Raw genomic sequence first — 21,929 nt, forward strand, 5'->3', positions numbered from 1 at the left:
ACAGGGAAAGACCTGAGACTGTGCCAGCAGTCGCGGCCGAAGGCTTGAACAATCTTGCTCATCGCAGCGACTGCATGCCATTCATCGGCTAACCGCTTGATTCGCCTCGGTGGTAGCAACATGATGGCGCTGCATTTTCATCGAGGCCGACCCCCTAATGAGTTCAGTCGAAACCGACAGCGACGTGTACAAAACCCTGCTTGAGTCGACCAAAGCCATTCCCTGGCGCATCGACTGGAAAACCATGACGTTCAGTTACATCGGGCCACAGATCGAAGAGCTTCTGGGCTGGAAACAGCACAGCTGGGTTTCGGTCAATGACTGGGTCGAGCGCATGCACCCGGATGACCGCGACTACGTGATGGACTTCTGTGTCTCGCAATCCCGGGCTGGCATCGATCATGAAGCCGACTATCGCGCACTGACCGAAAGCGGCGAGTACGTGTGGATCCGCGATGTGGTGCACGTAGTGCGCAAGGACGGTGAAGTCGAGGCGCTGGTGGGTTTCATGTTCGATATCAGCGAGCGCAAGAAAACCGAAGAGCACCTGATCCGCCTGCAAAAGCAGCTTGAAGAGTATTCCTTCCAGGACGGCCTGACCGGCATCGCCAACCGACGCATGTTCGACACCGTGCTGGAACGCGAGTGGAACGCTGCCCAACGTACCGGCTCGCCGTTGTCGGTGATCGTGCTGGATATCGATTACTTCAAGCAATACAACGACCATTACGGCCACATCAAGGGTGACGAATGCCTGCGCCGCGTCGCGCAAACACTGTCGATGGCGGCCAACCGGCCGCGGGATTTCATCGCCCGGATCGGCGGTGAAGAGTTTGTCTGGCTGCTGCCGGAAACCGATGCCGAGTCCGCGCGGCTGGTGGCGCACAAGTGCCTGCACCTGATTCGCCAGCAGCAGATCCCCCATGAATTTTCGAACGTGTCCAGGCTGCTGAGTATCAGCCTCGGCGTCGGCACCACCCAGGCATCGATGCATGCCACGGCCCTGGAATTCGTCGAACAGGTCGATCATCTGCTCTACAAGGCCAAGCACAGTGGCCGGATGCGCGCTGAGTACGCTGATTTTCGTGATTGACAAACGGCGTGCCGGCTTTTAAAACTGGACGCCTCATTCAGGGTGTAAGCAAGTATGTCCGCGACCTTCAACCTCGACACTTCCGTCATTGGCTTGATTGCCAAGGCGCAAGGTTGCGTTGCGAACACCCTCAAATCGAAGAAACAGTCGCTCATGTGACCGGGGCGCGCTGTCCCGTCAGATGAGCTGACAGGACATTGAGCGCGACGGACCACCCTCCCCTTGCTTACTTTCCCTCTACGCTCCTGACGGTGACGAAATCGGTCAACCATCAGGAGAAAGTGCATGTCTGCGTTTCAAGGTATCTGGGTTCCACTGGTCACACCGTTCCACAACGGTGCCATCGATTTCGTCGGATTGCGCCGGCTGGTCAGCCATTTGCTGGAGAGCGGCGTCGACGGTCTCATCGTTTGCGGCACCACCGGCGAACCGGCGGCGATGGGCAAACACGAGCAACTGGCGGTGCTCGATGCGGTGCTGGAATTGGTGCCTGCGCAACGGGTGGTCATGGGCCTGGCCGGTAACAACCTGAGCGAGTTGTTGCAATTGCAGAGCGAGATCCTCAAGCGACCGGTGGCCGGCCTGCTGGTGCCGGCGCCGTATTACATCCGCCCGTCCCAGGCCGGTCTCGAAGTGTTTTTCCGCACGGTCGCCGATGCTTCCAGCGTTCCACTGATTCTCTACGACATCCCTTACCGTACCGGCGCGGCCTTCGATCAGGCGACCCTGCTCAACATCGTCGCCCACGAGCGCATCGTCGCCATCAAGGATTGCGGCGGCAATTTCTCGAACACCCTCGCCTTGCTCAACAGCGGCCAGGTCGATGTGCTGTGCGGTGAAGACAACCAGATCTTCAACGCCCTGTGCCTGGGCGCCAAAGGCGCGATTGCCGCATCGGCCCATGTGCATCCCGAACTGTTCGTGCAGTTGTACCGGCAGATCCGCGACAACCGGTTGGCGGACGGCCGCGCCACGTTTTTCCGTTTGCTGCCGCTGATCGACAGCCTGTTCCTGGAGCCCAACCCGGCCCCGGTGAAAACCGCGCTGGCCCTGCAAGGCTTGATCGGTGATGAACTGCGAGCACCGATGCAACGCAGCAGCGAATCGATGGCCGAACGCTTGAAAGGCGTGCTCGGCGCATTGGCCCGCGACAATCGATAGAGCCCCCGCCACCGGCCCGAGTACCATGGAGCGATTCGTTCAGCCTTCAGGGGCACCGACATGCTGTACCGAATCGCCGCCGACGGGCTGATGCTGTTTCACTTGCTGTTCATCGTGTTTGTGTTGTTCGGCGGCTTGCTGGTGCTCAAATGGCGCCACCTGATCTGGTGGCATCCGCCGGCCGCGCTGTGGGGGATGGCGGTGGAGTTCTTCCACCTGCCCTGCCCGCTCACCGACTGGGAAAACCGCATGCGCCAGGGAGCCGGGCAAGGCGGCTATGGCGGCGGTTTCATCGAGCACTACCTCTGGCCGGTCATCTATCCCGCCGGCCTGACAGCCGACATTCAGTTGGGATTGGGCGCCGTGGTGCTGGTGATCAACGTGCTGGTCTATCTTCAATTGATCCGGCGATGGGCCGCCTGACATTCAATTGGCAATCACGCTCATGTTCCGTCCACTGGCCTTGGCCACGTACAGCGCCTTGTCTGCCGCACCAATCAGTTCTTCGGGGTGGAGCTGGGACGCTGCATTGCAGGCGCACACGCCAACGCTGACGGTCACGATGCCTTCCGGGCTGCCACTGTGGGCAATGTCGGCCTGCAGCACCGCGCGGCGGATTTTCTCCGCCACCAGAAAGGCCCCCACGTAGTCGGTGCCGGGCAGCACCACGGCGAACTCTTCGCCACCATAACGGGCGGCCAGGTCACCGGGGCGCTTGATGTTGTCGGTGATGATCGCACTGACCCTGCGCAAACATTCATCACCGGCCTGGTGGCCATAGCAGTCGTTGAAGGGTTTGAAATGATCGACATCGATCATCAGCAGCGCCAACTCGGTCTGGTTGCGTCGGGCGCGGCCCATTTCGGCATCGATGAATACGTCGAGCTGTCGCCGGTTGGCCACCCCCGTCAGCGCGTCCTTCAAGGCCAGGCCTTCGAGGTTGCGATTGACCTCCAGGAGCTTGTCCTGGGTGCCCAGCAACTCGACCTGCACCAGGTTTTGCTGCTTCATCAGCTTGATCAGCCGATACCCCAGTACGCCGAGAACACTCAGCAACAGCGTGACGATGCCGGCGCTGAGCAGGGTTTCCCGGCGCCAACTCGCCAGCACTTCATCCTTGTTCAGCGCGGCAAAAACGATCAGCGGATAACCCTCGACCCGGCGATACCCCGTCACCCGCTCGACACCGTCGATGATCGACGTGATCGTGGCCGTGCCCGCATCGCCCTTGGGCAACAACTGGGTGAACAACGGGCTCTTGGCCAGACTGCTGCCGATCTCCGTCTCCTTGAAGGGCCTGCGAATGACAATGCTGGCATTGTCGGCAATCAGGTTGATCACCCCGTTGCTGCCCATGTCGATGCTGTCGTAGAGCTGCAGGAAATGACTGAGGTAAATCGTCGCCAGCGCCACCCCGGCAAAGCTGCCGTCGGGATGATTGACCCGGCGCGAAACCGTCACGATCCACTCACCGCTCGAACGGCTCTTGATCGACGGCCCGATGTGCGGCTCGCGACTGGGGTTGTCGCGATGGAAAATGAAGTATTCACGGTCGGAATTGTTGACGCCGGTCTGGCCGGCGCCGTTGGAATTGGCGACCCACTGACCGTTTTCGTCGAAAACGAACAAACCATGGAGCTGGCTCAACTCACCGCGCTGGGCGTTGAGCAATTGCGGCAGTCGGGATTGATCCACGCCATCGTGTTCCAGACGATCGACCAGGGTGAACAGCAGTGTATCGGCCTGCTTGATCGTTGCCCGCGCTTGCGATGCCAGGGTCTGCGCAAGGTTGGACAACGCCACTTCCTTGTCATGCAGTTGGTACTGGCGTGAACTCCAGGCTTGCCAGATCACGATAATCATCATCGACAGGCATACCGCCACCAGCAGGATCACCGCCGAGCGGACCTTGAGCCGGGGCACGGCTGGCCGGAGCATTTCAGTATGATCGTTGATCGATGGATGTCCCATGGTGCTCCCTGATTGACTGTGACAGGGCGAGCCTTCCTGACCGCCGTGTTTGCTCACTATGCCCGATCCGGGCTCGCAATGGTGTTAACGCGACGCCTGCTTTACCGCCTCCAGCCACGCCGGATCCAGCCGCATCTGTTCGGGGTCGATGCCCTGCGCTTGCATCCGCTCCTTGTGCCGGTCCATTTCGCGGATCAACTGGCTGTGGTCGCTGGAGTTGCCATCGAGCTGATGCATCTGGTTCAAGCCCAAATGGTAGAAACGCAACAGCTTCATCGCAACCGGATCACCGCGCTCCACGGCCGCCGTTACATGATGCATGACATTGGTGATGCTCATCAGGCTGCGCTTGAGTTGCCAACTGTAGACCGCAGGCTTCATCCATTCCTGGCCCCAGAACACTTTGCGCATCAGCGCCGCCATCGCCAGCACCGCGACAAACACGCCACCGACGTTGAACCGCAGGTTGTCGCCCCCCGGTGTGCCGAACAGCGCCACCGCCACCGTGGACAACACCATCGCCAGCGCGAGAAAGATCAGGGCGATGATGACCGTGCTGCGCCGCGTCTGTTGTCGGTAGAGGTCGGCGTTCATCGGCTGGATTTCGAACATTGCGTCGGGTTTCCTGAGCTTCAATGGTGAAAAGGGGTCTGAGGCAAAAAAACTGCGGGCCATTATCGCCAATGCGAAGGATTTAGCTATGCTGGGGTCCCTTTTCATCTTTTCATCGTCAAGCGGGGGACATGGCGAGACCGCGCAGTTCGTGCCATCTTCTTTCATGAATACACATTATTCGGATGCCATTCGTTGTTGCTGTGTGAATGACATCGTTTTAAGGATCATTGAATGACCCAACGCCAAGTTATCAACGCCTCCGTCAGTCCCAAAGGCAGCCTGGAAACGCTCTCGCAGCGGGAAGTCCAGCAGTTGAGCGAAGCCGGTTCCGGCAGCACCTACACCCTCTTCCGCCAGTGCGCCCTGGCCATCCTCAACACCGGCGCCCATGTCGATAACGCCAAGACCATCCTTGAAGCCTACAAGGATTTTGAAATCCGCATTCACCAGCAGGACCGCGGCGTACGCCTGGAACTGCTGAACGCCCCGGCCGACGCCTTCGTCGACGGTGAAATGATCGCCAGTACCCGGGAAATGCTGTTCTGCGCCCTGCGTGACATTGTCTACACCGAAAATGAACTCGACAGCCAACGCATCGACCTGAGCAACTCCCAGGGCATCAGCGACTACGTTTTCCACCTGCTGCGCAATGCCCGCACCCTGCGCCCCGGCGTCGAACCGAAGATCGTGGTGTGCTGGGGCGGGCACTCGATCAACACCGAAGAATACAAATACACCAAGAAAGTCGGCCACGAACTGGGCCTGCGCAGCCTGGACATCTGCACCGGTTGCGGTCCCGGCGTGATGAAAGGCCCGATGAAAGGCGCAACCATCGCCCACGCCAAGCAACGCATCCACGGCGGCCGCTACCTGGGGCTGACCGAACCCGGCATCATCGCCGCCGAAGCGCCGAACCCGATCGTCAACGAACTGGTGATCCTGCCGGACATCGAAAAACGCCTGGAAGCCTTCGTCCGCGTCGGCCACGGCATCATCATCTTCCCGGGCGGCGCCGGGACGGCCGAAGAGTTCCTGTACCTGCTGGGCATCCTGATGCACCCGGGCAATGAAGGCCTGCCCTTCCCGGTCATCCTCACCGGGCCGAAACACGCAGCGCCCTACCTGGAACAACTGGATGCGTTCGTCGGCGCCACCCTGGGGGACGCGGCCAAGCAGCACTACCAGATCATCATCGACGACCCGGCCGAAGTGGCACGGCAGATGACCCAGGGCCTCAAGGCGGTCAAGCAGTTCCGCCGCGAGCGCAACGATGCGTTCCACTTCAACTGGCTGCTGAAGATCGACGAAGGCTTCCAGCGCCCGTTCGACCCGACTCACGAAAACATGGCCAACCTGAAACTCAGCCTCGACCTGCCGCCCCACGAACTGGCCGCCAACCTGCGCCGCGCGTTCTCCGGCATCGTCGCCGGCAACGTCAAGGACAAGGGCATCCGCCTGATCGAAGAACACGGCCCCTACCAGATCCATGGCGACGCGGCGATCATGCAACCGCTGGACCTGCTGCTCAAAGCTTTCGTCGCCCAGCACCGCATGAAACTGCCGGGTGGCGCGGCGTATGTGCCGTGTTATCGGGTGGTGGCGTAACCCTTTCGGCAGCGCTAAGCCGATGTAAGCCTTACCGTCACGAGCCGCAGTGAAAGCTGCGGCTCGCTGACTGGAGTGCGCGCTGAATCAACGAGCGTTACACGCTGCTGGCGATTTCCTGTGCATTCAAACCTCTTCCTGTAGGAGCGAGCACGCTCGCGATGGTCGTCAATGACTACGTGTGCTGCCTGAATGATCGCGTGGCACTTGAGTCTTTCGCGAGCATGCTCGCTCCTACAGGGGATCAATGCACCTGACCACTGGCCGAATCACCTTGGCGAACCAGAATCTCATTGTCCTTGCTGATGGTTTGCATGATGTTGTGGCCGATGAGACCTATCACCCGACCGCCACAAGGTTCAGCGCTTAATCCAGCGGGGCGACGTTATCCAGCGCGCGGTTGACTGCCAGGTCCGCCAGCATGATCACCTGCTGTATGCCCAACAACATGCTGCGCTGCGGGCCGTCCAGGAAGGTGGCGAAATCACTGGCCATGACGCTTGCCGAGGCCAGTGATTCACAGGCATGAGCCAACAGGCTTTCGGTGTCGATATTGGGCGCGATGATGAACATTGTGCTGGGGTTGTGGGGTGCGTTGCTTTTGAGGATGGCGGGTTTCAGGTGGAGATCTGATACGTGCTGAGTGGTATCGGCCTTTGATTCTGGGGGATTTGGCGTGGGTTTGACCATGATGAAGCTCCTTGATTGATGGAGCCGCCACGATTCGCTGCGAAACGAAGAAGGTGGCAGCCATACGCAGGTTCGCAGACCGGGAATCAAGGAACCCGGCAGACCCGAAAGTCTCCCGCGCACAGCCGCCATAACGCAAAACAGTGGGCGAACAAAAAGCGCCAACTGCAAGGAAACGGTGGCGCTGAGCGCCTTGATTGACCCGGGCTGCGAAACCCGATCGCTGAATTTGCAGCGACCCGGCAACGATAGAGTCGGGGACCAAGGCCCACAAGCCGGCGGATTCTGGCGTAGTTGTAGGCAACGGCGCAAGACAGGGTAGCCTCGCTCCTGGTCCTGCGACTCCGTCTGACAGGCACAATTCCTTGTGCCGAAGAAGCGAAGTACGGATCGGCCGTTCGGTGGTGGTGGTCGACTGGCGCCGCGCAGCTCCGAAGAAGCGATTTATGAAGGCCTGAAAGTCGCGGGGGAGCTTTAAGGCTGTTTATACTCCGGGACTTTTACGGGTGACACGGTCTCTGTAGGAGCGAGTGCCCGCTTGCGGCATGCTCGCGATGGAGGATCAGACACCTTGGGGTGTCAGGCCGCCAGCGTTATCGTTGACGACCATCGCGAGCATGCCGCAAGCGGGCACTCGCTCCTACAGGATCGGGGCATTTCCGTGCCGTCTCAAGGCTGCACGGCCTCAGGTGCGCTGGCCTGTGCTTTCGGCGGTCCGTTGGTGTCCTCGAGGGAGGCCTTCTCGGCCACGAACTGCCAGTCCTTGTAGCTGGCCATGCCGTTGAAGTCCGACCACTGACTGGGGAAGTTCACCTGCTTGAGCGGTTTCTCCGTGGACGGGCAATACACGCCGCTGATGCGTCCGTCGGTACCGCGCACCAACTCCCATTCGCCACCTGTCATCGGTTCCGGGTACAACTGCCGGATATGGTGCTTGGCCGAGGGGAAACGCTCGTCCTGCAACAGGTCCGCGAGTTCTTTGGGGTACATGGCGACGCCGGGCGAGCTGCGGTAATAGCTGCGCAACGCCTGGGCATATTGCGTTCCGGCCCAGAGCAACTGGTTTTCCCGGTCCCGGCGCGAAGCGGTGGCCCATAACTCGCCGGCACTGGCCAGGCCCATGCCCATCACGACGATCAGAAACAGCACACCCAGGTAGGTGAAGCCGTCCTGGTCCGAAGGCTTACCACTCGGAATAAAGGCTGCCATCACGCGCCCTCCCGCTGGCGCCACTCTTGATATCCGCCACCCCGCCCGCCACGCCATCCGGTGGCGGGACCTTGACCCAGGTGTCCTTGCGCTCGGCAATCGGGTCCAGTGGCTGGTTACGCAGGTAGCGCAGTTCGACCAGTTGTTCGATGGAATCGGGATAACGCCCGGTGTCGCCATAGTAGTGATCCAGCGCCTCGCGCATGGACGACAGGCTCTGACGCAGAGTGGTCTCCTTCGAGGCCTCCAGGCTGGTGAAGTAGCGTGGCAAGGCGATCGTCATCAGGGTCGCGATGATTGCCATGACCACCATCAGTTCCAACAAGGTAAAACCCTTTTGCCGACGCATATGCTCACCACTCTCGATAGGCGATGCCGTTGAGACCCTTGCCCCGGGCCTTGGAGTAAACGTCATAGACGTCCTGGCCCTCGCGCGGGTTCTCAGCCGAACTGTCATAGGAACGCAGACCCCAGCCGCCCTCGTCGTCACGCTTGACGGTTGCCAGCGGGTCACGGGGAATGCGCCGCAGGAAGTAGAACTTGGCACCCTTGGCGCTGCGCACGTCGCGTACACCCTCGACCAGCACTTTCAGGTTCGGCGGATAGCCGTTGCTGTCGAGCGTCTTCTCGATGTAGCCGGCATCGAAGGCGCGCTTGTAGGCGTCGATGCCATCGCGGATCTGGTACAGCGCGGTCCGCAGTTCCTGCTCTTTGCCCCGGCGCATCACAGTCTCGGTCAGCGGTGCGGCCATGCCGGCCAGCAGGCCGACCAGAACGAGCGTCACCACGACTTCGATCAGGGTAAAACCGCGTTGCGAGGCGTTCATGGTCAAGGCTTCCCGACGGTAACAGTGGTGGCGATCGGTGCGCTCATGGGGCCGGTCTTGGCAATCGGTGCGCTCACGGGCCCGGTCTGAACCGTCGTGCTCATCGAACGGTCCGGGGCCTGGATGTGCATGCTGGTTTCGGTACCGGTCGGGAATTCCATGTCCGACGGGCTCTGGTACGGCAGGTTGCGCACGATCCGCGGGGTGATCGACAGCACCAGTTCGGATTTGCTGATGTCGTCCTTGTTGCTGCCGAACAGGCGGCCCAGGCCAGGAATGTCGCCAAGGCCCGGGATCTTGTTACCGCTGGCGCCGTGGTCGTTGCGCACCAGGCCAGCGAGGATCTGGGTTTCGCCATCATGCAGGCGCAAGGTGGTCTGGGCGTTGCGGGTATCGACCTGGACCGGAATGGTGCCCTGGGCGGTCGGCGTCAGCGGCGTGGCGTTACTGACTTCCAGCGCGACCTTGATCGCCACTTCATTGTTCAGGTGCACGATGGGCTGCACTTCAAGCTTGAGACCGACATCGAGGTAGGTCACGCTTTCGGTGATCACCGGCCCCTGGGTCGAAGGCACCGAGGTGGCGCTGATGATCGGCACACGCTGACCGATATGGATGCGCGCCTGTTCACGGTTGCTCACCCGGATCACCGGGCTGGCCAGGGTGTTGATGTCCTTGTCCTGGGCATTGATCTTGGCCTGAGGCGCCGGGCTGATGGAGATCCGGCTGGAATCGATGCCCTTGAGTTGATCAAGGACGGACACTGGCGAACCGTCGCTGTTGATCACGCCGAAGGTGTTGGGCCATTGCAGGCCGAGATCGAGAATGCGTTGGCGGGCGACTTCCATCACTTCCACTTCCAGCACCACTTCGGGGTTGGACTGGTCCTGGGATTGCAGGAGTTTTTCCGCCATGCGGATGGCGTCGCCCGTGTCGCGCATGGTCAGGGTATTGAGGCGCTCATCGACGAACACGTCGCGGGTCTTGAGCATGGTCTTGATCATGTTCAGCGCGGTGTTGGCATCGATGCTGGTCAGGTAGAAGGTGCGCATCACCAGCTCCTGATAATCCTTGAGTTTCTGCGGCGAGTCCGGGTAGATCAGCAAGGTGTTCTCATTCACCACTTTCTGATGCAGCTGGTTCTGTTGCAACAGCAATTCCACGGCGTCTTCGATGCGCACATCACGTACGAAGATCGTGGCTTTCATGTCCGGGCGCAGGTCCTTGTCGAAGATGAAGTTCAGGCCGGCGACCTGGGACAGCACTTCGAAAATGGTCTTGAGGTTGGCGTCGCGAAACTCCAGGGTCACCGGCCGGTCCAGGCGTGTACGCAGTTGTGGGTACTGCACCACGTTGCGGCTCTGCACCAGGCGGATGTTGTCTTGCAGTTCCAGGGCACCCTCGTTCTGCGGGTCCAGTTCGAGCATCTGTTTGACCTGGCGGTCGGCACCGTAGATGTCACCGCGACGCAGGTCGCCACGGGCCAGTTCGAGTTTCTCGTCCATGCTGCGCAGGTAGTCGAGCTGGCGCAGGGAGTCCTGGGCACGACGGTTGTTCGGCTCGATGCCCAGGACCCGGCTGTAGGACATGCGGGCCCCGGCGAAATTACGCTGGGCACGGTCCATGTCGCCCTGGGTCAGCAGCGCCGTCACGGCACGGGCCCGACCGCTGTTGAGCGCTATGTGCAGATCGGTATCGCGAGGGTTCTCGCGCAACCCCTGTTCGATGCGAGCCAGGCCGGCTTCGTACTGGCCTGACTCCATCAAGGCAGAAGCTTCGTCCTTGGCGACCTGCGCCGAACTGCATGCAGCCAGCCCAGCGCAGAGACAAAGGCTCATCAGCAAACGGGATTTGTTCATTCCGTACTCCCCACAGGCAATGTCTGCGCTAAATGCAGAGGCAGGTAGACCAGGCTCAGTTCCTCTTTGGAAATCCGCTCGATCCGCCAGGTTTCGTCGATGACATCCCCTTTGCGCACGACGTATATTTTTTCGCCGCTCTGCAAGAACACCTGCAGATCCGAACGGTCATCCAGCCTGCCGACAAACTGGAAGGGCAACGGCGGTGCAGTGGGGACTTGCACCTCTGAAGTCACGACGACCGGTTGTTCAACGACGCTGCCTGGGACCGGCGTCGGTTTCCAGCTGCGGGCGGCGAACAGGTCGCCCGCCGGGCTCAGATCCTTGATCGGTACTACCGCGGCGGCGGTCGATGCAGACGCCGCTGCGCCCGTGCTCTTGCCCTTGGCTGGTGTCGCCACGACAGCCACCGCGAGGTCGCTGTTTTCGGCCTGTTTGAAGTATTCGGGGCCCCAGGCGAGCGCTGCCGCTACACCCAGGAACGCCACCCAACCCACCACTCGCTTGGTGTTCATCATGACCTCGACAGGTAAAGGGTCATGCGGATCCGCCCGGTCAGGTCGGTATCGGCGATTGTCTTGCGCTGAAGCTCCACATCCTCCAGCACCACCGCCGGTAACTGGCCGAGCAAGGCGTGCAGGAAACGCCGCAGTTGCGGATAGCTGCCACGTACCGGCAGCAGAATCTGATAGCGGGCCAGGTGCGTCTTGGGGTCCACGCCCAGGGAGTATTCACCCCGGGACAAGGTGATGTTCTCCTGGGCGGCCAGGGCGTAGATCTTGTCGATGGCCACGGTGGCCTGAGGCTGGGACGGCAACTTGTTGCGGAAGTCGTCGAGCTGACGCTGCGGCACCACCGGAGCCGCCACGGTGCCGTCTTCTACCCTGGCCAGATACTCGGTGGCTTCGCGAGTCTGCTGGCTGAGGTTTTGCAGCGACTGCCAGTCCGGCAACAATCCGAGCAGGCCGTAGCTCAGCGCCAGCACCAGCATGGCCAGCCCCGCCAGCCCTGGAACGCCCAGGCCTTGCAGGTATTCGTGGACAATCAATTTAGGGATTTGCATCGCCGATCTCCCAGGTAGCCGACAGGTTGAACTGCACCGGGTGTTCCGGCACGTTGGCGACAATTTCGTGACTCAGCAACGACACGTCGGACAGCTCGTCGCTGGCTTCGAGGCGACGGTGGAAATCGAGCATGGCCTCCAGGTCCTGCGCCTCGGCGCTGATCCGCACCTGGCCTTTGCGAGCGTCGGGGGTCAGGGTCAGCAGGGCAATGTTGTCCCGCGGCATGGCTTCGAGGGTGGCGAACAGGCGTTCCCAGGGGCGGCGCAACTGCTGGGAAACCTTGCGCATTTCCGCCAGATTCTGCGCCTGCTCGCGAGTTTCCGCCGGGGTCAGGCTGAGCTTGCCGCCGGTGTCGCCGGTGAGCACCCGTTGTGTGGTTTGCAAGTGGCCTTGCTGTTGTTCGGCCTCGTTGCTCAGGTGCTGCTGCACCAGAGCGCAAGTCAGTGTCAGTACCACGCCACCGGCCAGCAGGCTCCAGCCCAGGGGACCGGCACGGCGGCGCGGCTGGAAGTCGAGCATCAAGGGGCGCATGTCAGGCCACCGCCCGAGACATGACGTACAGGCAATCGCGTACGGCTGTCCGGTCTTCTTCGAGGGTGCGCAGGTGCACACCGGGTACGTCGGGAGGCGAATCGATGCGCGCCGGTGCATGCAGGTAGACATTCAACGGCCGTTCGCTGGTGCAAGCCTGCAGCTGGTTTTCACGGCCGATCAGCGCAGTCAGCGCGGCATCGCTGTCGCTGCTGCCCACCGAACGCACCGAGGTCCAGCGCCCTTCCCGGGCCAGCAGCAATACGCTGCGTACCGGTTCGGCGACCACGAACAGGAAATCCCCGGCATCAAAGCTTTGATCGAAATGGTTGAATGCCGCCATCAGGTACGGCTGCACCGAACGCAGGCGCAGACCGCGAGCGCTGACCAGAGCGCGCAGGCGTTCGAGCAAGTCCTGTGGCAGCGCGGTGGCGATGCGGTCATATCCGGCAGGCTCGGGTGAAAGCACCAGGCTCCAGGGTTGTGTCGGGGCACCGTAGAGGTCTTCGAAACACAATTGGGCGAAGCCGAACAATTCGGCCGGGCTGCTGATCTGCTCGCTCCAGGGCACCAGGCAATAACGGCTGAAGTGCCCGGAGATCACCACCGTCAGTTCCGCCCTGGCAACGGCGTGCTCGGCCAGTAAACGGTCGAGGGTGTCGAGGGCCACTGCCCACGCCTGGAAGCCTTCGTCGATGTAGCCGACGCTGCCCAGCCAGTGGGTTGCATTGCCTTGCCGATGCCCCAGGCCAACACCACTGGCGCCGAGCACGGCGACAAATTGCTCACGAGATAAAAGTGACACGATTGATCTCCTCGAGGGTGGTCCGGCCTTGTTCCACCAACTCCAGCGCCGACTCGCGCAACAGGCGCAAGCCGCGTTTGCAGGCATGGGTCTTGATTTTCGAAATGGGTTGGCGCTCGACGATCATCTGCCGCAACTCGTCGTCCAAGTGCAGCAGCTCGGCAATCGCGCTGCGTCCGCGATAACCGGTACCCCGGCAATGCCCGCAGCCCTTGCCGTGGACGAACTGGTAGTGGGCGACCTTTTGCCGATCGAGCCCCGAGGTCTCCAGCTCTTCGTCAGTCGGGCTGTAAGGGCTGCTGCAACTGGTGCAGACCAGGCGAATCAGGCGCTGGGCCAGCACGGCATTGAGCGCCGAGACCAGGCTGTAGGGATCGATTTCCATCTGAGTGAAACGACCGATCACGTCGAACACGTTGTTGGCGTGGATGGTGGTGAACACCAGGTGACCGGTGAGCGCCGATTGCACGGCGATCTGGGCGGTGTCCGGGTCACGGATTTCACCGACCATGATCTTGTCCGGATCATGCCGCAGGATCGAACGCAGGCCCCGGGCGAAGGTCAGGCCCTTCTTCTCGTTGACGGGGATCTGCAGCACGCCCGGCAGTTGATATTCCACCGGGTCTTCAATGGTGATGATCTTGTCCACGCCGTGGTTGATCTCGGTGATCATCGCGTACAGGGTGGTGGTCTTGCCGCTACCGGTAGGCCCGGTCACCAGCACCATGCCGTAGGGTTCGGCGGCCAGCCGGCGCAGTTGGCGCAGGGTCTCTTCTTCAAAGCCCAGGGCTTGCAGTTGCACGCCACAGACTTTGTCGGCCAGGTCCTGTTTGTCGAGTACCCGCAGCACCGCGTCTTCGCCGAAGATGCTCGGCATGATCGACACCCGGAAGTCGATCTGCCGGCCACTGATACCGACCTTGAAGCGACCATCCTGGGGCACGCGTTTTTCGCCGATGTCCAGTTCGGCCATGACCTTGACCCGGGAAATCACCTGCTCGGCGAACTCGCTGCCCTGGATCTTGCTGATGTTGTTGAGTACGCCATCGATACGGTACTTGATCACCAGGCCGCTGCCGGTGGTGCCCAGGTGGATATCGCTGGCGTGCATTTTCAGCGCGTCGTACAGGGTCGAGTTGACCAGTTTGACCACCACGCTGGAGTCTTCGCTGATGCTGGTCAGGGACAGGCTTTGCAGGGTATCGATTTCGGTGCCGGCTTCGGCCTGGGCGTTGAGCGATTCCACCGCATGGAAGCTCTCTTCGTGACGCGCCAGGTAGGCTTTCAGGTCATCGGCGTGCACCAGGTACAGAGGGGCGCCATGCAGGCATTCATCGATCCAGGCCAGGCGCGCACTGTCGAAGGGGTCGGCGAATACACCGATGACCGCATCGTCGTGGCGCAGCAGGATGAATTCGCGCTTGAGGCATTGGGCCAGGGTCACCCGGTCGAACACCGGGGTGGACTTGAACAGGCTGTCGGTGTCGAGCACCGGGTAATGCAGGGTCACACCCAGGCACTGGATGAACGGCATGGGCGCCAGTTCGCTCAATCCCCCGAGGGCGTCCAGCATCCGTTCGCCGGAACTGGAGGCCAGGGCTCGGGCCTGGGCCAGTTGTTCACTGGTAAAACGCGTCGGCACAGATTCCGGTTGCGCCGGTTCTACGGCAAGGGAAAGACGGTCCATGGCTTGCTCTCCAACGCCCGGGGCCTTGAGCCCTGTCGACGCGGCGAGCAGCTCCGGCAACGGCCGAAACGTCTTGTCGCGCCACTACTCCCCGGTGAGCAATTGTTCGTCGTCTGGTGCCTTGGCCGATGTGTTTTTTCGGCGATCTGCAAGCACCCAACTACCGTCGTACAACTGCAACGGGAAACTCTCGGTCTTGCTCTGGCGTCGTTCGACGAATCCTTCGCAAGTGCTCACACTCACACCCGCTTTGGGTTCGCGTCGCCTGCCCAGAAGATCAAGCACTGCACGGGCCAATTCCGCCAACGGGAACGGTTTGAACAGGATGTGGCTGACTCCCAGTAACCGGGCTCGCTCGCAAACTTCCGCGGTTGGATGCCCAGTGATCAGCACAAAATGGCACTTCCTGTTCTGGCGGACGGCATCGAGCACCTGAAAGCCTTCCATATCGGGCAAGCGGTAATCGAACACCATCACATCGGGCGCGAAATCGTCAGCTTCGACGATTCCTTGTGCACCGTCGTGAGCAATCCGGACTTCCAGCGCTTGCGCCCGCAGGTAACCCTGGAGGTTTTCCGCCAGCAACTGTTCGTCATCAACAACCAGTACTTTGTTCAACAAGGTCGACTCCTTGAAACCGCAGGTCCGGGTTTTGAACCTGACAGAGTGCGTGCCCTGAGAGGACTAACGCACACTTCATGCCAGACTGGGCGCAGGTAATTTTAGGTCTTCATGTCCTTGAATTTGAAAACAATGCCGCTTCGTACAACAATTCCATCCCCCAAAAACGGGGAATGCGATCGGATTGGCATTGACGTTTTTCCCCCATTGTTGGGGAACCCCTCTATTGATCGTCAACCCGCTCGACTCGATTGGCTACGTGCAACGCTGGCAACAGCACCGATTCACGCCTTCATCGCGATCAAGCGTAGCCGCGCGGCCTATTCAGTGGAAGCGTCAGCGCCGGGTGCGACATTGATCAGGCCATGCCACGCCGCGGCCGGACCATTGCTGCACTACGCCACGAGCACCCAGAGCGTCATGATCGACCTCCGATCAAGGCGTGGCAACAATGGGTTTATAGGGGGCGACCAGATAGAAACGCTGATCCGGCAGATCCACCGTGACGATATGGGCACCGCTCAAGCCCTGGCGCCGTCGGGGACCAAAGCTGATCAGTGGCGTCAGCCCGGTATCGAAGTCGTGCAGGCCTTCCAGGGCACTGACCAGCTTCTCGCGGCTGGCATCCCGTCCGGCCTGCTTCATGCCTTCGCTGAGCAGCATCATCGAACTGAACGCACCCACTTGCAGCACCGCATGCTGGCCGCCCAGGCCCTGGTGTTCACGCAATTGGTTCAAGGCCAGGCGACCGGCCAGAGTCCAGTCGCTGGGCACGAACGGATAGGCCAGGAACACCCGCCGGGAAAATCCGCTGGGCACCTGTATCAGGTTGCCCGCCACCTGATTCGAGGCGGCGAACAGGTAAGGCACCTGCCCCGCCGTTTGCAAACGCTCGGCCAACTGACTGAAACCGATGCTGCTGCCCAGGTAAAACACCGAGCGCGACCCCAGGGGCAGATCGTCCCGGGCCGGGTCGTAGGCTTGCAGGCGCACCTTTTGCCAGGCATGCCTCTGCAGGTACTGGCCGAGTTCCTGCGCCGCCAGCCGTTGACCGGAATCATCCGGATAGGCGATCAGCGTCGGCCCCTGAAGCACTCGCAGGCTGCCACTGGCGTAATCGGCCAGGGCGATCAATTGCTCGAGAAGCCCCGGCAGCGGCTCGAATATCTGCGGGCTGGCGTGGGGCATGCCCTGCATGGACAGCGGTCCGATCAGGGGAATGCCGGCCCGCTCCAGACGCGCGGCGAGCTCCACGTCCAATGCCGGGGCCAGCGGTGCGATCAGGGCAAACACCTGCTCTTGCTCGATCAGCCGGTCCAGCGCCGTTTCGGCACTGGCGCGATCGGCACCAGGATCGAGGATGGTCAGGCGCAACTGCCGACCATGAATACCCCCCGCCTCATTGATACGCGCCACGCAGCCCTTGAGCACCGCCGCCACCGTAGCGCCCTCATCGCTCAACGGCCCGGAGCCCGGCAGCAACGTGCCCAGGTTGAGACTGTCGGGGGTCAGGCCCGGATCGCTGTCTTCGGCCAGGCGCTTGAGGTACGCCGTGAGGTTGCGTTGATCATTCATCGACAACACGAAGCGCGGCATCGTCGGATCGAGCCGGTTGTTGCCGGGGTCGCGCCCCTCCTGCACCGCCCGTACCAGGGTGCTGTCGCTATAGGCCGGATAGCTGCGGCCGTTGATGCGCTGCTGGCCCTGACTGCTGGTCAGCCGCGACCAACTCAGGTCCGGCGGTCGCACCCCGCCTTCGGGGCGCCCGTGGCCGTCCGTGCCATGACAGTTGGCGCACGGCAGGCTGGTGGCCGGCAGCAGCAGGTTCGATGCGCCGATCCACGCCATGATCGGTTCGCCGCTGGCCGACACACCTTCGCGGTACAACCGCTTGCCGGCGCTTTCGCTGGGACTCAGCGGCAGCGCCTGGACACTGAGCGTGAGCCCCCCGAGGAGCAGCAGGCCGAGGACGAAGGCAGCATTCAGGGCCATGGCTCAGCGCTCCGCCACGAGCATTGTCAACAGCTGCAAGCGCTGGGCAACGGACGCGGGACGGATTTTGCTCCAGCGCTCGTTCGCCACTTCACCGACGATCAACCGGGTGGAGTGCTGCTCGGGGGGCGGTACGATCTGACCGATGCGATTGCAAACAAGGTCCATCAGCGCCTTGTCGCCAACAAGAAAAAACCAGTGGGGCCCATCGAAGCCCTGTTTCAAGGTGTAAGCCTTGACTACCGCCGGGGAGTCCCGCAGCGGATCACTGGCAAGGGAGATAAAGGTGATGCCCTCGGCCTTGTCGCCGGGCACTGCGTGAACGTCGCTGGACAGTGGCGCGATGGCCACCGCGGGCGCGGTCTGCTCATGCCCGTCGTGGGCAAGCGCCACTGAACTGAATAGGCAGAAACAGACACTCAGGGCAATCCAGTCGATGGCTCTCATGGCTGCCGCTCCATGGCGATGGCGGTGTGCTTGGCGTGGGTATTGCGTTCACCACTGAGCTTCTCGACGGCCCGGGCCAGTTCCGTCGGGTCGGTGAAGCCGTAGTAGCGGGTCCAGAACCGGCTGTTGCCGTCCCCCACCAGAATCAGTGGCGAATGGTTCTGGAAGTCACCGCTGTAGGCGCCCAGCCCCTTGAGGGTGGCATCGACCGACTGCGGCGAACCGGTCAGCCAGCTCCAGCCCGGTCCCTGCTGGAACGCGCGGGCATAGTCGTTCAGGCGCTCGGGATCGTCGCGCTGCGGGTCGATACTGATCGACACCAGTTGCACCTCGGTGCCGACCCGCGCGCCGAGCCGTTTTTGCACCTTGCCCATGATCGAGGACAAAACCGGACAGCCCGTGGTGCAACGGGTGTAGATGAAGCCCATGACCACGATCTTGTTGCTCACCAGGTCTTTTTCCAGGTTGACGACCTTGCCGTCCTGGTCCAGCAGGGCCACGTCGGCAAACCTGATCCGGGCAGTCTCCGGGCTGGCCTTTGTAGTCGTCATGTCGTGTCCCGCATCCTCCTCCGTCGAGAGGGCCAACGCCTGACCGATAGCGATGACCAAGAGGCAGAACGTCAGCAGGCCGCGATGTGCGAATCGGTTCATGTCAGTTTCCTCCTGGTGGGTATCGCCGGGTATGACCCGAACACTGGCGAAGGTCTAGTCATCGAAACTCGAGCCCGGGGGCACAACTCGCACATGCAGGTACCAACGGCGAATACATCACCGACGACGCGTTGCCACGGAACAGAAAATGGCCGGCAATGGCATGGCCGCCGCCAGGGAACGATTCAAGGCAAATGGTTGAGAGCAATCCGCGTGCCACAAATATTTACGTTATTAATCAGTCAGTTATAACTTCGACTCGATACACCGGGGGATATTCCCCCACCCAATCCCCCATTTTCTCGCCGGGGCCGAAATTCCCCACTATTGGGGAAAACCGCCCCAGGGGCCGCGATCACAGCGGCGCATCCGCGGGCAAGCCCTGCAAGCGCCGATACTGGTTCAGCACGTTGGGCACATAACGCTGGGTTTCGGCGAACGGCGGGACCACGTTGCCGTGGCTGAGCACCGCTTGCGGGCCGGCGTTGTAGGCCGCCACGGCGAGGCGGATATCGTTGTCGAACATCGTCATCAGACGCTTGAGATAACGGGCGCCGCCCTGGATGTTGGCCTTGGGGTCGTAGACGTTGGTCACGCCCATTTCGCGGGCGGTGTCGGGCATCAATTGCATCAGTCCGCGAGCGCCCTTGGGCGAGGTGGCACGGGCGTTGTAGCTCGATTCGGTCTTGATCACCGCGTGCAGCAGCGCCGCCGGCAGTTCGTTGGCCCTGGCCGCCGCCGACACCAGCTCGGCGTAGGGTTGCGCGGCAATCATCTGCGGTTGCTGGTCGAGGCTGACGACCGCCGCATCGGGTTCATGTATCACCCGTTCATAGTGGCGCCCGGGGCGATGGACATTGGACAGGACGTAGCTGCCATTGGCATCCACGGAAACAAACACATCGGCCTGTGCGACACCGGTCAACACAAGAAGCCCCAGCAATCCGGCGGTGAGTGATTTCATTGTTATTCCTCCCCTTCCCGGCCCCGGAAAATGGGGGTATTGCCCCAATGGCCAGTCGTGCAACAGCCATACGCAAGCACTGTGCCGTAAGTGCGAAGGCCCGTAGTACATGGGATGCAGAAGGATCACCAGCGCTGAGCATGGCAATTGCATGCAGTTACAGGGCAAATGCATTGCAACTGCTATCGACTGTGCGAGGTCATCATGAATCAGCATCTGCGTCATGCCCGGCGAACCCAAAGCGGGTTCACCCTGCTCGAACTGTTGGTGGTGCTGGTGGTGCTGGGGTTGTTGGCCGGCATCGTGGCGCCGAAGTACTTCGCTCAACTGGGTCGTTCCGAAGTGAAAGTAGCCAAGGCGCAAATAGAGGGCTTGAGCAAAGCCCTGGACCTTTACCGCCTGGAAGTCGGCCACTACCCATCCACCGAACAAGGCTTGCAGGCGCTGGTCACCGCTCCCGCCGACGAACCGCGCTGGACCGGCCCGTACCTGCAGAAAAAACTCCCGCAAGACCCTTGGGGCCACAACTACGCCTATCGCTATCCCGGTGAAAACAGCGAGTACGACCTGTTGTCCCTGGGCAAGGACGGGCAACCCGGCGGCGAAGGCGAGAACGCCGAAGTCACCAACTGGAACTGATGGAAATGGCGACCATGCGCTTTCATCTCAAAGCCGTCGGCAAGGCCGGTGTCGTCTCAATGACCATCGATGCGCCGGGGGACAGCGAAGCCAGGCGCATCGCCGAAGACCAGGGCTTGCGGGTGGTCAGCCTGCACGCCGAGCGACATTGGCGCGCGTTGCGCCTGCACAAGCGCGAGACGTTCAACCTGGTGTTGTTCAGCCAGGAACTGACCACATTGCTCAACGCCGGCCTGCCGTTGATCGACGCGCTGGAAAGCCTGGCGGAAAAGGAAAACGCGCCACAAGCCCGCAAAACCCTGAGCGAACTGGTGCGCTTGCTGTACGAGGGCAAATCGTTTTCCCAGGCCTTGGGCCAGCTGTCGGCGGTTTTCCCGCCGTTGTACGTGGCGCTGGTGCAGTCCAGTGAGAAGACCGGCGCCGTAGGCGATGCCCTGGGCCGCTATGTCAGCTATCGACAGCGCATGGACGAGGTTCGCCAGAAGATCATCAGCGCGTCGATCTACCCCATGCTGTTGCTGGTTGTGGGAGGTGGCGTGGTGTTGTTTTTGATGGGCTACGTCGTACCGCGCTTCAGCCTGGTGTTCGAAGGGCTGGGGTCGGACCTGCCCTGGATGTCGCAGATCCTGATGAATAGCGGCATGTTCCTTCACGCCCATCAGGGCGAATTCTTCGGTGGCTTGCTGGCCATCATCGTCGCCCTCACCCTGCTCCAGCGCCAACCGGCCTTTCGTCGGGGACTGGACCGGATGATCGAAAAGCTGCCCGCCGTGCACCAGCGCATTTTCATGTATGAGCTGGCGCGCTTCTACCGATCCCTGGGAATTCTGCTGCAAGGCGGCATTCCCCTCGTCACCGCCATGGGCATGGTTCGCAACCTGCTCACCGTCGCCTCCCGCAGCCGCCTCGACCAGGCCTGCGAACGAGTGCGCGAAGGGCAATCGTTGTCAACCGCGCTGGAACTCAATCACCTGGTGACCCCCGTATCCCTGCGTCTTCTGCGCGCCGGAGAGCAGTCCGGCAACCTGGGGCAGATGATGGAGCGCAGCGCCGACTTCTACGACGAAGAAATCAGTCGCTGGATCGAATGGTTCGTGCGCCTGTTCGAACCCTTGCTCATGACCTTCATCGGCCTGTTGATCGGGGTGATCGTGATCCTGATGTACATCCCGATTTTCGAACTGGCCTCGAGCATTCACTGACCCCTTGGAACAGGGTCTTGCCGTACGTCGCTTTTTTTCAGCCTCCAGACTGAATAAATCAGCCCGTGGAGGTGTTTAACAAGTTCCGATGGGAAAAAAGCAGCACGTTGCAATGTTCATCAACGTTCCAATCTGAACAAGAAGACGGAGAACGACATGCACATCAATAAGCTTTTACTGGCAGTAGCTATTGGCGCGGTTCTGTCGGCGTCTACCGTACTGATTCCGGACAACCTGTCCGGGGTATCCAGTGCCCACGCCAAGGAAGGGGGTAGCGGTGGTGGGGGCGGTGGC

The 21,929-nt window shown here is 61.3% G+C and carries 23 protein-coding genes; 6 read left to right on the forward strand and 17 right to left on the reverse strand.

Translation table 11 applies throughout. The features are described 5' to 3' along the window. The first annotated feature begins 157 nt into the window (after positions 1-157). The 3 genes from CAG47_RS24755 (at position 158) to CAG47_RS24765 (ending at position 2,677) form a co-directional block, all read left to right on the forward strand. A complete protein-coding gene (locus CAG47_RS24755; protein WP_085728336.1) occupies positions 158-1,093 on the forward strand; it encodes a sensor domain-containing diguanylate cyclase in 936 nt (311 codons plus the stop codon). 285 nt (positions 1,094-1,378) lie between these two features. Next, positions 1,379-2,254: a 4-hydroxy-tetrahydrodipicolinate synthase gene (dapA, locus tag CAG47_RS24760; protein WP_085728338.1), complete on the forward strand. Its 876-nt coding sequence runs from the start codon at positions 1,379-1,381 to the stop codon at positions 2,252-2,254. A 60-nt stretch (positions 2,255-2,314) separates the two neighbouring features. Then, positions 2,315-2,677: a DUF2784 domain-containing protein gene (locus CAG47_RS24765; protein WP_085728340.1), complete on the forward strand. Its 363-nt coding sequence runs from the start codon at positions 2,315-2,317 to the stop codon at positions 2,675-2,677. Between the two features lie 3 nt (positions 2,678-2,680). On the opposite strand, the gene CAG47_RS24770 is transcribed toward CAG47_RS24765, so the two are convergent. Together CAG47_RS24770 and CAG47_RS24775 are read right to left on the reverse strand one after the other, a co-directional pair. Further along, positions 2,681-4,225: a sensor domain-containing diguanylate cyclase gene (locus CAG47_RS24770; RefSeq protein WP_085728343.1), complete on the reverse strand. Its 1,545-nt coding sequence runs from the start codon at positions 4,223-4,225 to the stop codon at positions 2,681-2,683. A gap of 84 nt (positions 4,226-4,309) precedes the next feature. Next, positions 4,310-4,837: a DUF3087 family protein gene (locus CAG47_RS24775; RefSeq protein ID WP_085728346.1), complete on the reverse strand. Its 528-nt coding sequence runs from the start codon at positions 4,835-4,837 to the stop codon at positions 4,310-4,312. Positions 4,838-5,071: 234 nt separating this feature from the next. On the opposite strand from CAG47_RS24775, the gene ppnN reads away from it, so the two are divergent. Beyond that, positions 5,072-6,445, forward strand: a complete 1,374-nt coding sequence (gene ppnN / locus CAG47_RS24780) for a nucleotide 5'-monophosphate nucleosidase PpnN (RefSeq protein ID WP_085728348.1) — start codon at positions 5,072-5,074, stop codon at positions 6,443-6,445. Between the two features lie 366 nt (positions 6,446-6,811). Here ppnN and CAG47_RS24785 read toward each other — a convergent pair whose 3' ends face one another. From CAG47_RS24785 to CAG47_RS24855, 15 genes are all read right to left on the reverse strand, one after another. Then, positions 6,812-7,135 carry a DUF6124 family protein gene (locus CAG47_RS24785; RefSeq protein WP_085728350.1) on the reverse strand — a complete coding sequence of 108 codons (324 nt, stop codon included), beginning with the start codon at positions 7,133-7,135 and terminating at the stop codon, positions 6,812-6,814. Positions 7,136-7,804: 669 nt separating this feature from the next. Then, positions 7,805-8,344 (reverse strand): type II secretion system protein, encoded by a 540-nt coding sequence (locus tag CAG47_RS24790; protein WP_085728352.1) that lies wholly within the window; start codon positions 8,342-8,344, stop codon positions 7,805-7,807. Next, complete coding sequence (locus tag CAG47_RS24795; RefSeq protein ID WP_085728354.1) at positions 8,319-8,693, reverse strand: type II secretion system protein; 375 nt, start codon at positions 8,691-8,693, stop codon at positions 8,319-8,321. The genes CAG47_RS24790 and CAG47_RS24795 overlap by 26 nt, the downstream gene beginning before the upstream one ends. A 4-nt stretch (positions 8,694-8,697) precedes the next feature. After that, positions 8,698-9,171: a prepilin-type N-terminal cleavage/methylation domain-containing protein gene (locus tag CAG47_RS24800; RefSeq protein ID WP_085728356.1), complete on the reverse strand. Its 474-nt coding sequence runs from the start codon at positions 9,169-9,171 to the stop codon at positions 8,698-8,700. 2 nt (positions 9,172-9,173) lie between these two features. After that, on the reverse strand, positions 9,174-11,030 hold the full coding sequence (locus tag CAG47_RS24805; RefSeq protein ID WP_085728358.1) for a secretin N-terminal domain-containing protein: 1,857 nt from the start codon (positions 11,028-11,030) through the stop codon (positions 9,174-9,176). Beyond that, positions 11,027-11,545: a hypothetical protein gene (locus CAG47_RS24810; RefSeq protein WP_085728360.1), complete on the reverse strand. Its 519-nt coding sequence runs from the start codon at positions 11,543-11,545 to the stop codon at positions 11,027-11,029. The genes CAG47_RS24805 and CAG47_RS24810 overlap by 4 nt, the downstream gene beginning before the upstream one ends. Next, on the reverse strand, positions 11,545-12,093 hold the full coding sequence (locus CAG47_RS24815) for a GspMb/PilO family protein (RefSeq protein WP_085728362.1): 549 nt from the start codon (positions 12,091-12,093) through the stop codon (positions 11,545-11,547). Before CAG47_RS24815 ends, CAG47_RS24810 begins: the two co-directional genes overlap by 1 nt. After that, on the reverse strand, positions 12,080-12,625 hold the full coding sequence (locus tag CAG47_RS24820) for a PilN domain-containing protein (protein WP_085728364.1): 546 nt from the start codon (positions 12,623-12,625) through the stop codon (positions 12,080-12,082). The genes CAG47_RS24815 and CAG47_RS24820 overlap by 14 nt, the downstream gene beginning before the upstream one ends. 1 nt (position 12,626) lies before the next feature. Then, complete coding sequence (locus CAG47_RS24825) at positions 12,627-13,430, reverse strand: hypothetical protein (protein ID WP_085728366.1); 804 nt, start codon at positions 13,428-13,430, stop codon at positions 12,627-12,629. Then, entirely contained in the window at positions 13,411-15,117 is a 1,707-nt protein-coding gene (locus CAG47_RS24830; RefSeq protein WP_085728368.1) for a GspE/PulE family protein, read from the reverse strand. Before CAG47_RS24830 ends, CAG47_RS24825 begins: the two co-directional genes overlap by 20 nt. A gap of 84 nt (positions 15,118-15,201) precedes the next feature. Further along, positions 15,202-15,738, reverse strand: a complete 537-nt coding sequence (locus CAG47_RS24835; protein ID WP_085728370.1) for a response regulator — start codon at positions 15,736-15,738, stop codon at positions 15,202-15,204. A 435-nt stretch (positions 15,739-16,173) separates the two neighbouring features. After that, positions 16,174-17,730 carry an ABC transporter substrate-binding protein gene (locus tag CAG47_RS24840; RefSeq protein ID WP_085728373.1) on the reverse strand — a complete coding sequence of 519 codons (1,557 nt, stop codon included), beginning with the start codon at positions 17,728-17,730 and terminating at the stop codon, positions 16,174-16,176. Positions 17,731-17,733: 3 nt separating this feature from the next. Beyond that, the gene (locus CAG47_RS24845; protein WP_085728375.1) at positions 17,734-18,177 is read right to left on the reverse strand and encodes a hypothetical protein; all 444 of its coding nucleotides are present in this window, start codon (positions 18,175-18,177) and stop codon (positions 17,734-17,736) included. After that, a complete protein-coding gene (locus CAG47_RS24850) occupies positions 18,174-18,830 on the reverse strand; it encodes an SCO family protein (protein ID WP_085728377.1) in 657 nt (218 codons plus the stop codon). The genes CAG47_RS24845 and CAG47_RS24850 overlap by 4 nt, the downstream gene beginning before the upstream one ends. 355 nt (positions 18,831-19,185) lie before the next feature. Continuing rightward, positions 19,186-19,794: a lytic transglycosylase domain-containing protein gene (locus CAG47_RS24855; protein ID WP_085728379.1), complete on the reverse strand. Its 609-nt coding sequence runs from the start codon at positions 19,792-19,794 to the stop codon at positions 19,186-19,188. Between the two features lie 204 nt (positions 19,795-19,998). Here CAG47_RS24855 and gspG point away from each other — a divergent pair, with 204 nt between their 5' ends. Continuing rightward, positions 19,999-20,433, forward strand: coding sequence for a type II secretion system major pseudopilin GspG (gene gspG / locus CAG47_RS24860; RefSeq protein ID WP_085728383.1), 435 nt, complete (start codon positions 19,999-20,001; stop codon positions 20,431-20,433). 14 nt (positions 20,434-20,447) lie between these two features. Beyond that, a complete protein-coding gene (locus CAG47_RS24865; RefSeq protein WP_085728386.1) occupies positions 20,448-21,635 on the forward strand; it encodes a type II secretion system F family protein in 1,188 nt (395 codons plus the stop codon). Positions 21,636-21,929: the final 294 nt, after the last annotated feature.

Source organism: Pseudomonas sp. R37(2017), from assembly GCF_002113375.1.
Classification (GTDB): Bacteria; Pseudomonadota; Gammaproteobacteria; order Pseudomonadales; family Pseudomonadaceae; genus Aquipseudomonas.

Excerpts from the sequence above, each read along its gene's own strand:
- CAG47_RS24790 (WP_085728352.1), bottom strand. The coding sequence starts at position 8,344 with ATGGCAGCCTTTATTCCGAGTGGTAAGCCTTCGGACCAGGACGGCTTC.
- CAG47_RS24855 (WP_085728379.1), bottom strand. The coding sequence starts at position 19,794 with ATGAAATCACTCACCGCCGGATTGCTGGGGCTTCTTGTGTTGACCGGT.
- dapA (WP_085728338.1), top strand. The coding sequence starts at position 1,379 with ATGTCTGCGTTTCAAGGTATCTGGGTTCCACTGGTCACACCGTTCCAC.
- CAG47_RS24830 (WP_085728368.1), bottom strand. The coding sequence starts at position 15,117 with ATGGACCGTCTTTCCCTTGCCGTAGAACCGGCGCAACCGGAATCTGTG.
- CAG47_RS24840 (WP_085728373.1), bottom strand. The coding sequence starts at position 17,730 with ATGGCCCTGAATGCTGCCTTCGTCCTCGGCCTGCTGCTCCTCGGGGGG.
- CAG47_RS24800 (WP_085728356.1), bottom strand. The coding sequence starts at position 9,171 with ATGAACGCCTCGCAACGCGGTTTTACCCTGATCGAAGTCGTGGTGACG.
- CAG47_RS24815 (WP_085728362.1), bottom strand. The coding sequence starts at position 12,093 with ATGCAAATCCCTAAATTGATTGTCCACGAATACCTGCAAGGCCTGGGC.
- CAG47_RS24770 (WP_085728343.1), bottom strand. The coding sequence starts at position 4,225 with ATGGGACATCCATCGATCAACGATCATACTGAAATGCTCCGGCCAGCC.
- CAG47_RS24775 (WP_085728346.1), bottom strand. The coding sequence starts at position 4,837 with ATGTTCGAAATCCAGCCGATGAACGCCGACCTCTACCGACAACAGACG.
- ppnN (WP_085728348.1), top strand. The coding sequence starts at position 5,072 with ATGACCCAACGCCAAGTTATCAACGCCTCCGTCAGTCCCAAAGGCAGC.
- CAG47_RS24850 (WP_085728377.1), bottom strand. The coding sequence starts at position 18,830 with ATGAACCGATTCGCACATCGCGGCCTGCTGACGTTCTGCCTCTTGGTC.
- CAG47_RS24845 (WP_085728375.1), bottom strand. The coding sequence starts at position 18,177 with ATGAGAGCCATCGACTGGATTGCCCTGAGTGTCTGTTTCTGCCTATTC.
- CAG47_RS24765 (WP_085728340.1), top strand. The coding sequence starts at position 2,315 with ATGCTGTACCGAATCGCCGCCGACGGGCTGATGCTGTTTCACTTGCTG.
- CAG47_RS24810 (WP_085728360.1), bottom strand. The coding sequence starts at position 11,545 with ATGAACACCAAGCGAGTGGTGGGTTGGGTGGCGTTCCTGGGTGTAGCG.
- CAG47_RS24865 (WP_085728386.1), top strand. The coding sequence starts at position 20,448 with ATGCGCTTTCATCTCAAAGCCGTCGGCAAGGCCGGTGTCGTCTCAATG.
- CAG47_RS24805 (WP_085728358.1), bottom strand. The coding sequence starts at position 11,030 with ATGAACAAATCCCGTTTGCTGATGAGCCTTTGTCTCTGCGCTGGGCTG.
- gspG (WP_085728383.1), top strand. The coding sequence starts at position 19,999 with ATGAATCAGCATCTGCGTCATGCCCGGCGAACCCAAAGCGGGTTCACC.
- CAG47_RS24795 (WP_085728354.1), bottom strand. The coding sequence starts at position 8,693 with ATGCGTCGGCAAAAGGGTTTTACCTTGTTGGAACTGATGGTGGTCATG.
- CAG47_RS24785 (WP_085728350.1), bottom strand. The coding sequence starts at position 7,135 with ATGGTCAAACCCACGCCAAATCCCCCAGAATCAAAGGCCGATACCACT.
- CAG47_RS24820 (WP_085728364.1), bottom strand. The coding sequence starts at position 12,625 with ATGCGCCCCTTGATGCTCGACTTCCAGCCGCGCCGCCGTGCCGGTCCC.
- CAG47_RS24755 (WP_085728336.1), top strand. The coding sequence starts at position 158 with ATGAGTTCAGTCGAAACCGACAGCGACGTGTACAAAACCCTGCTTGAG.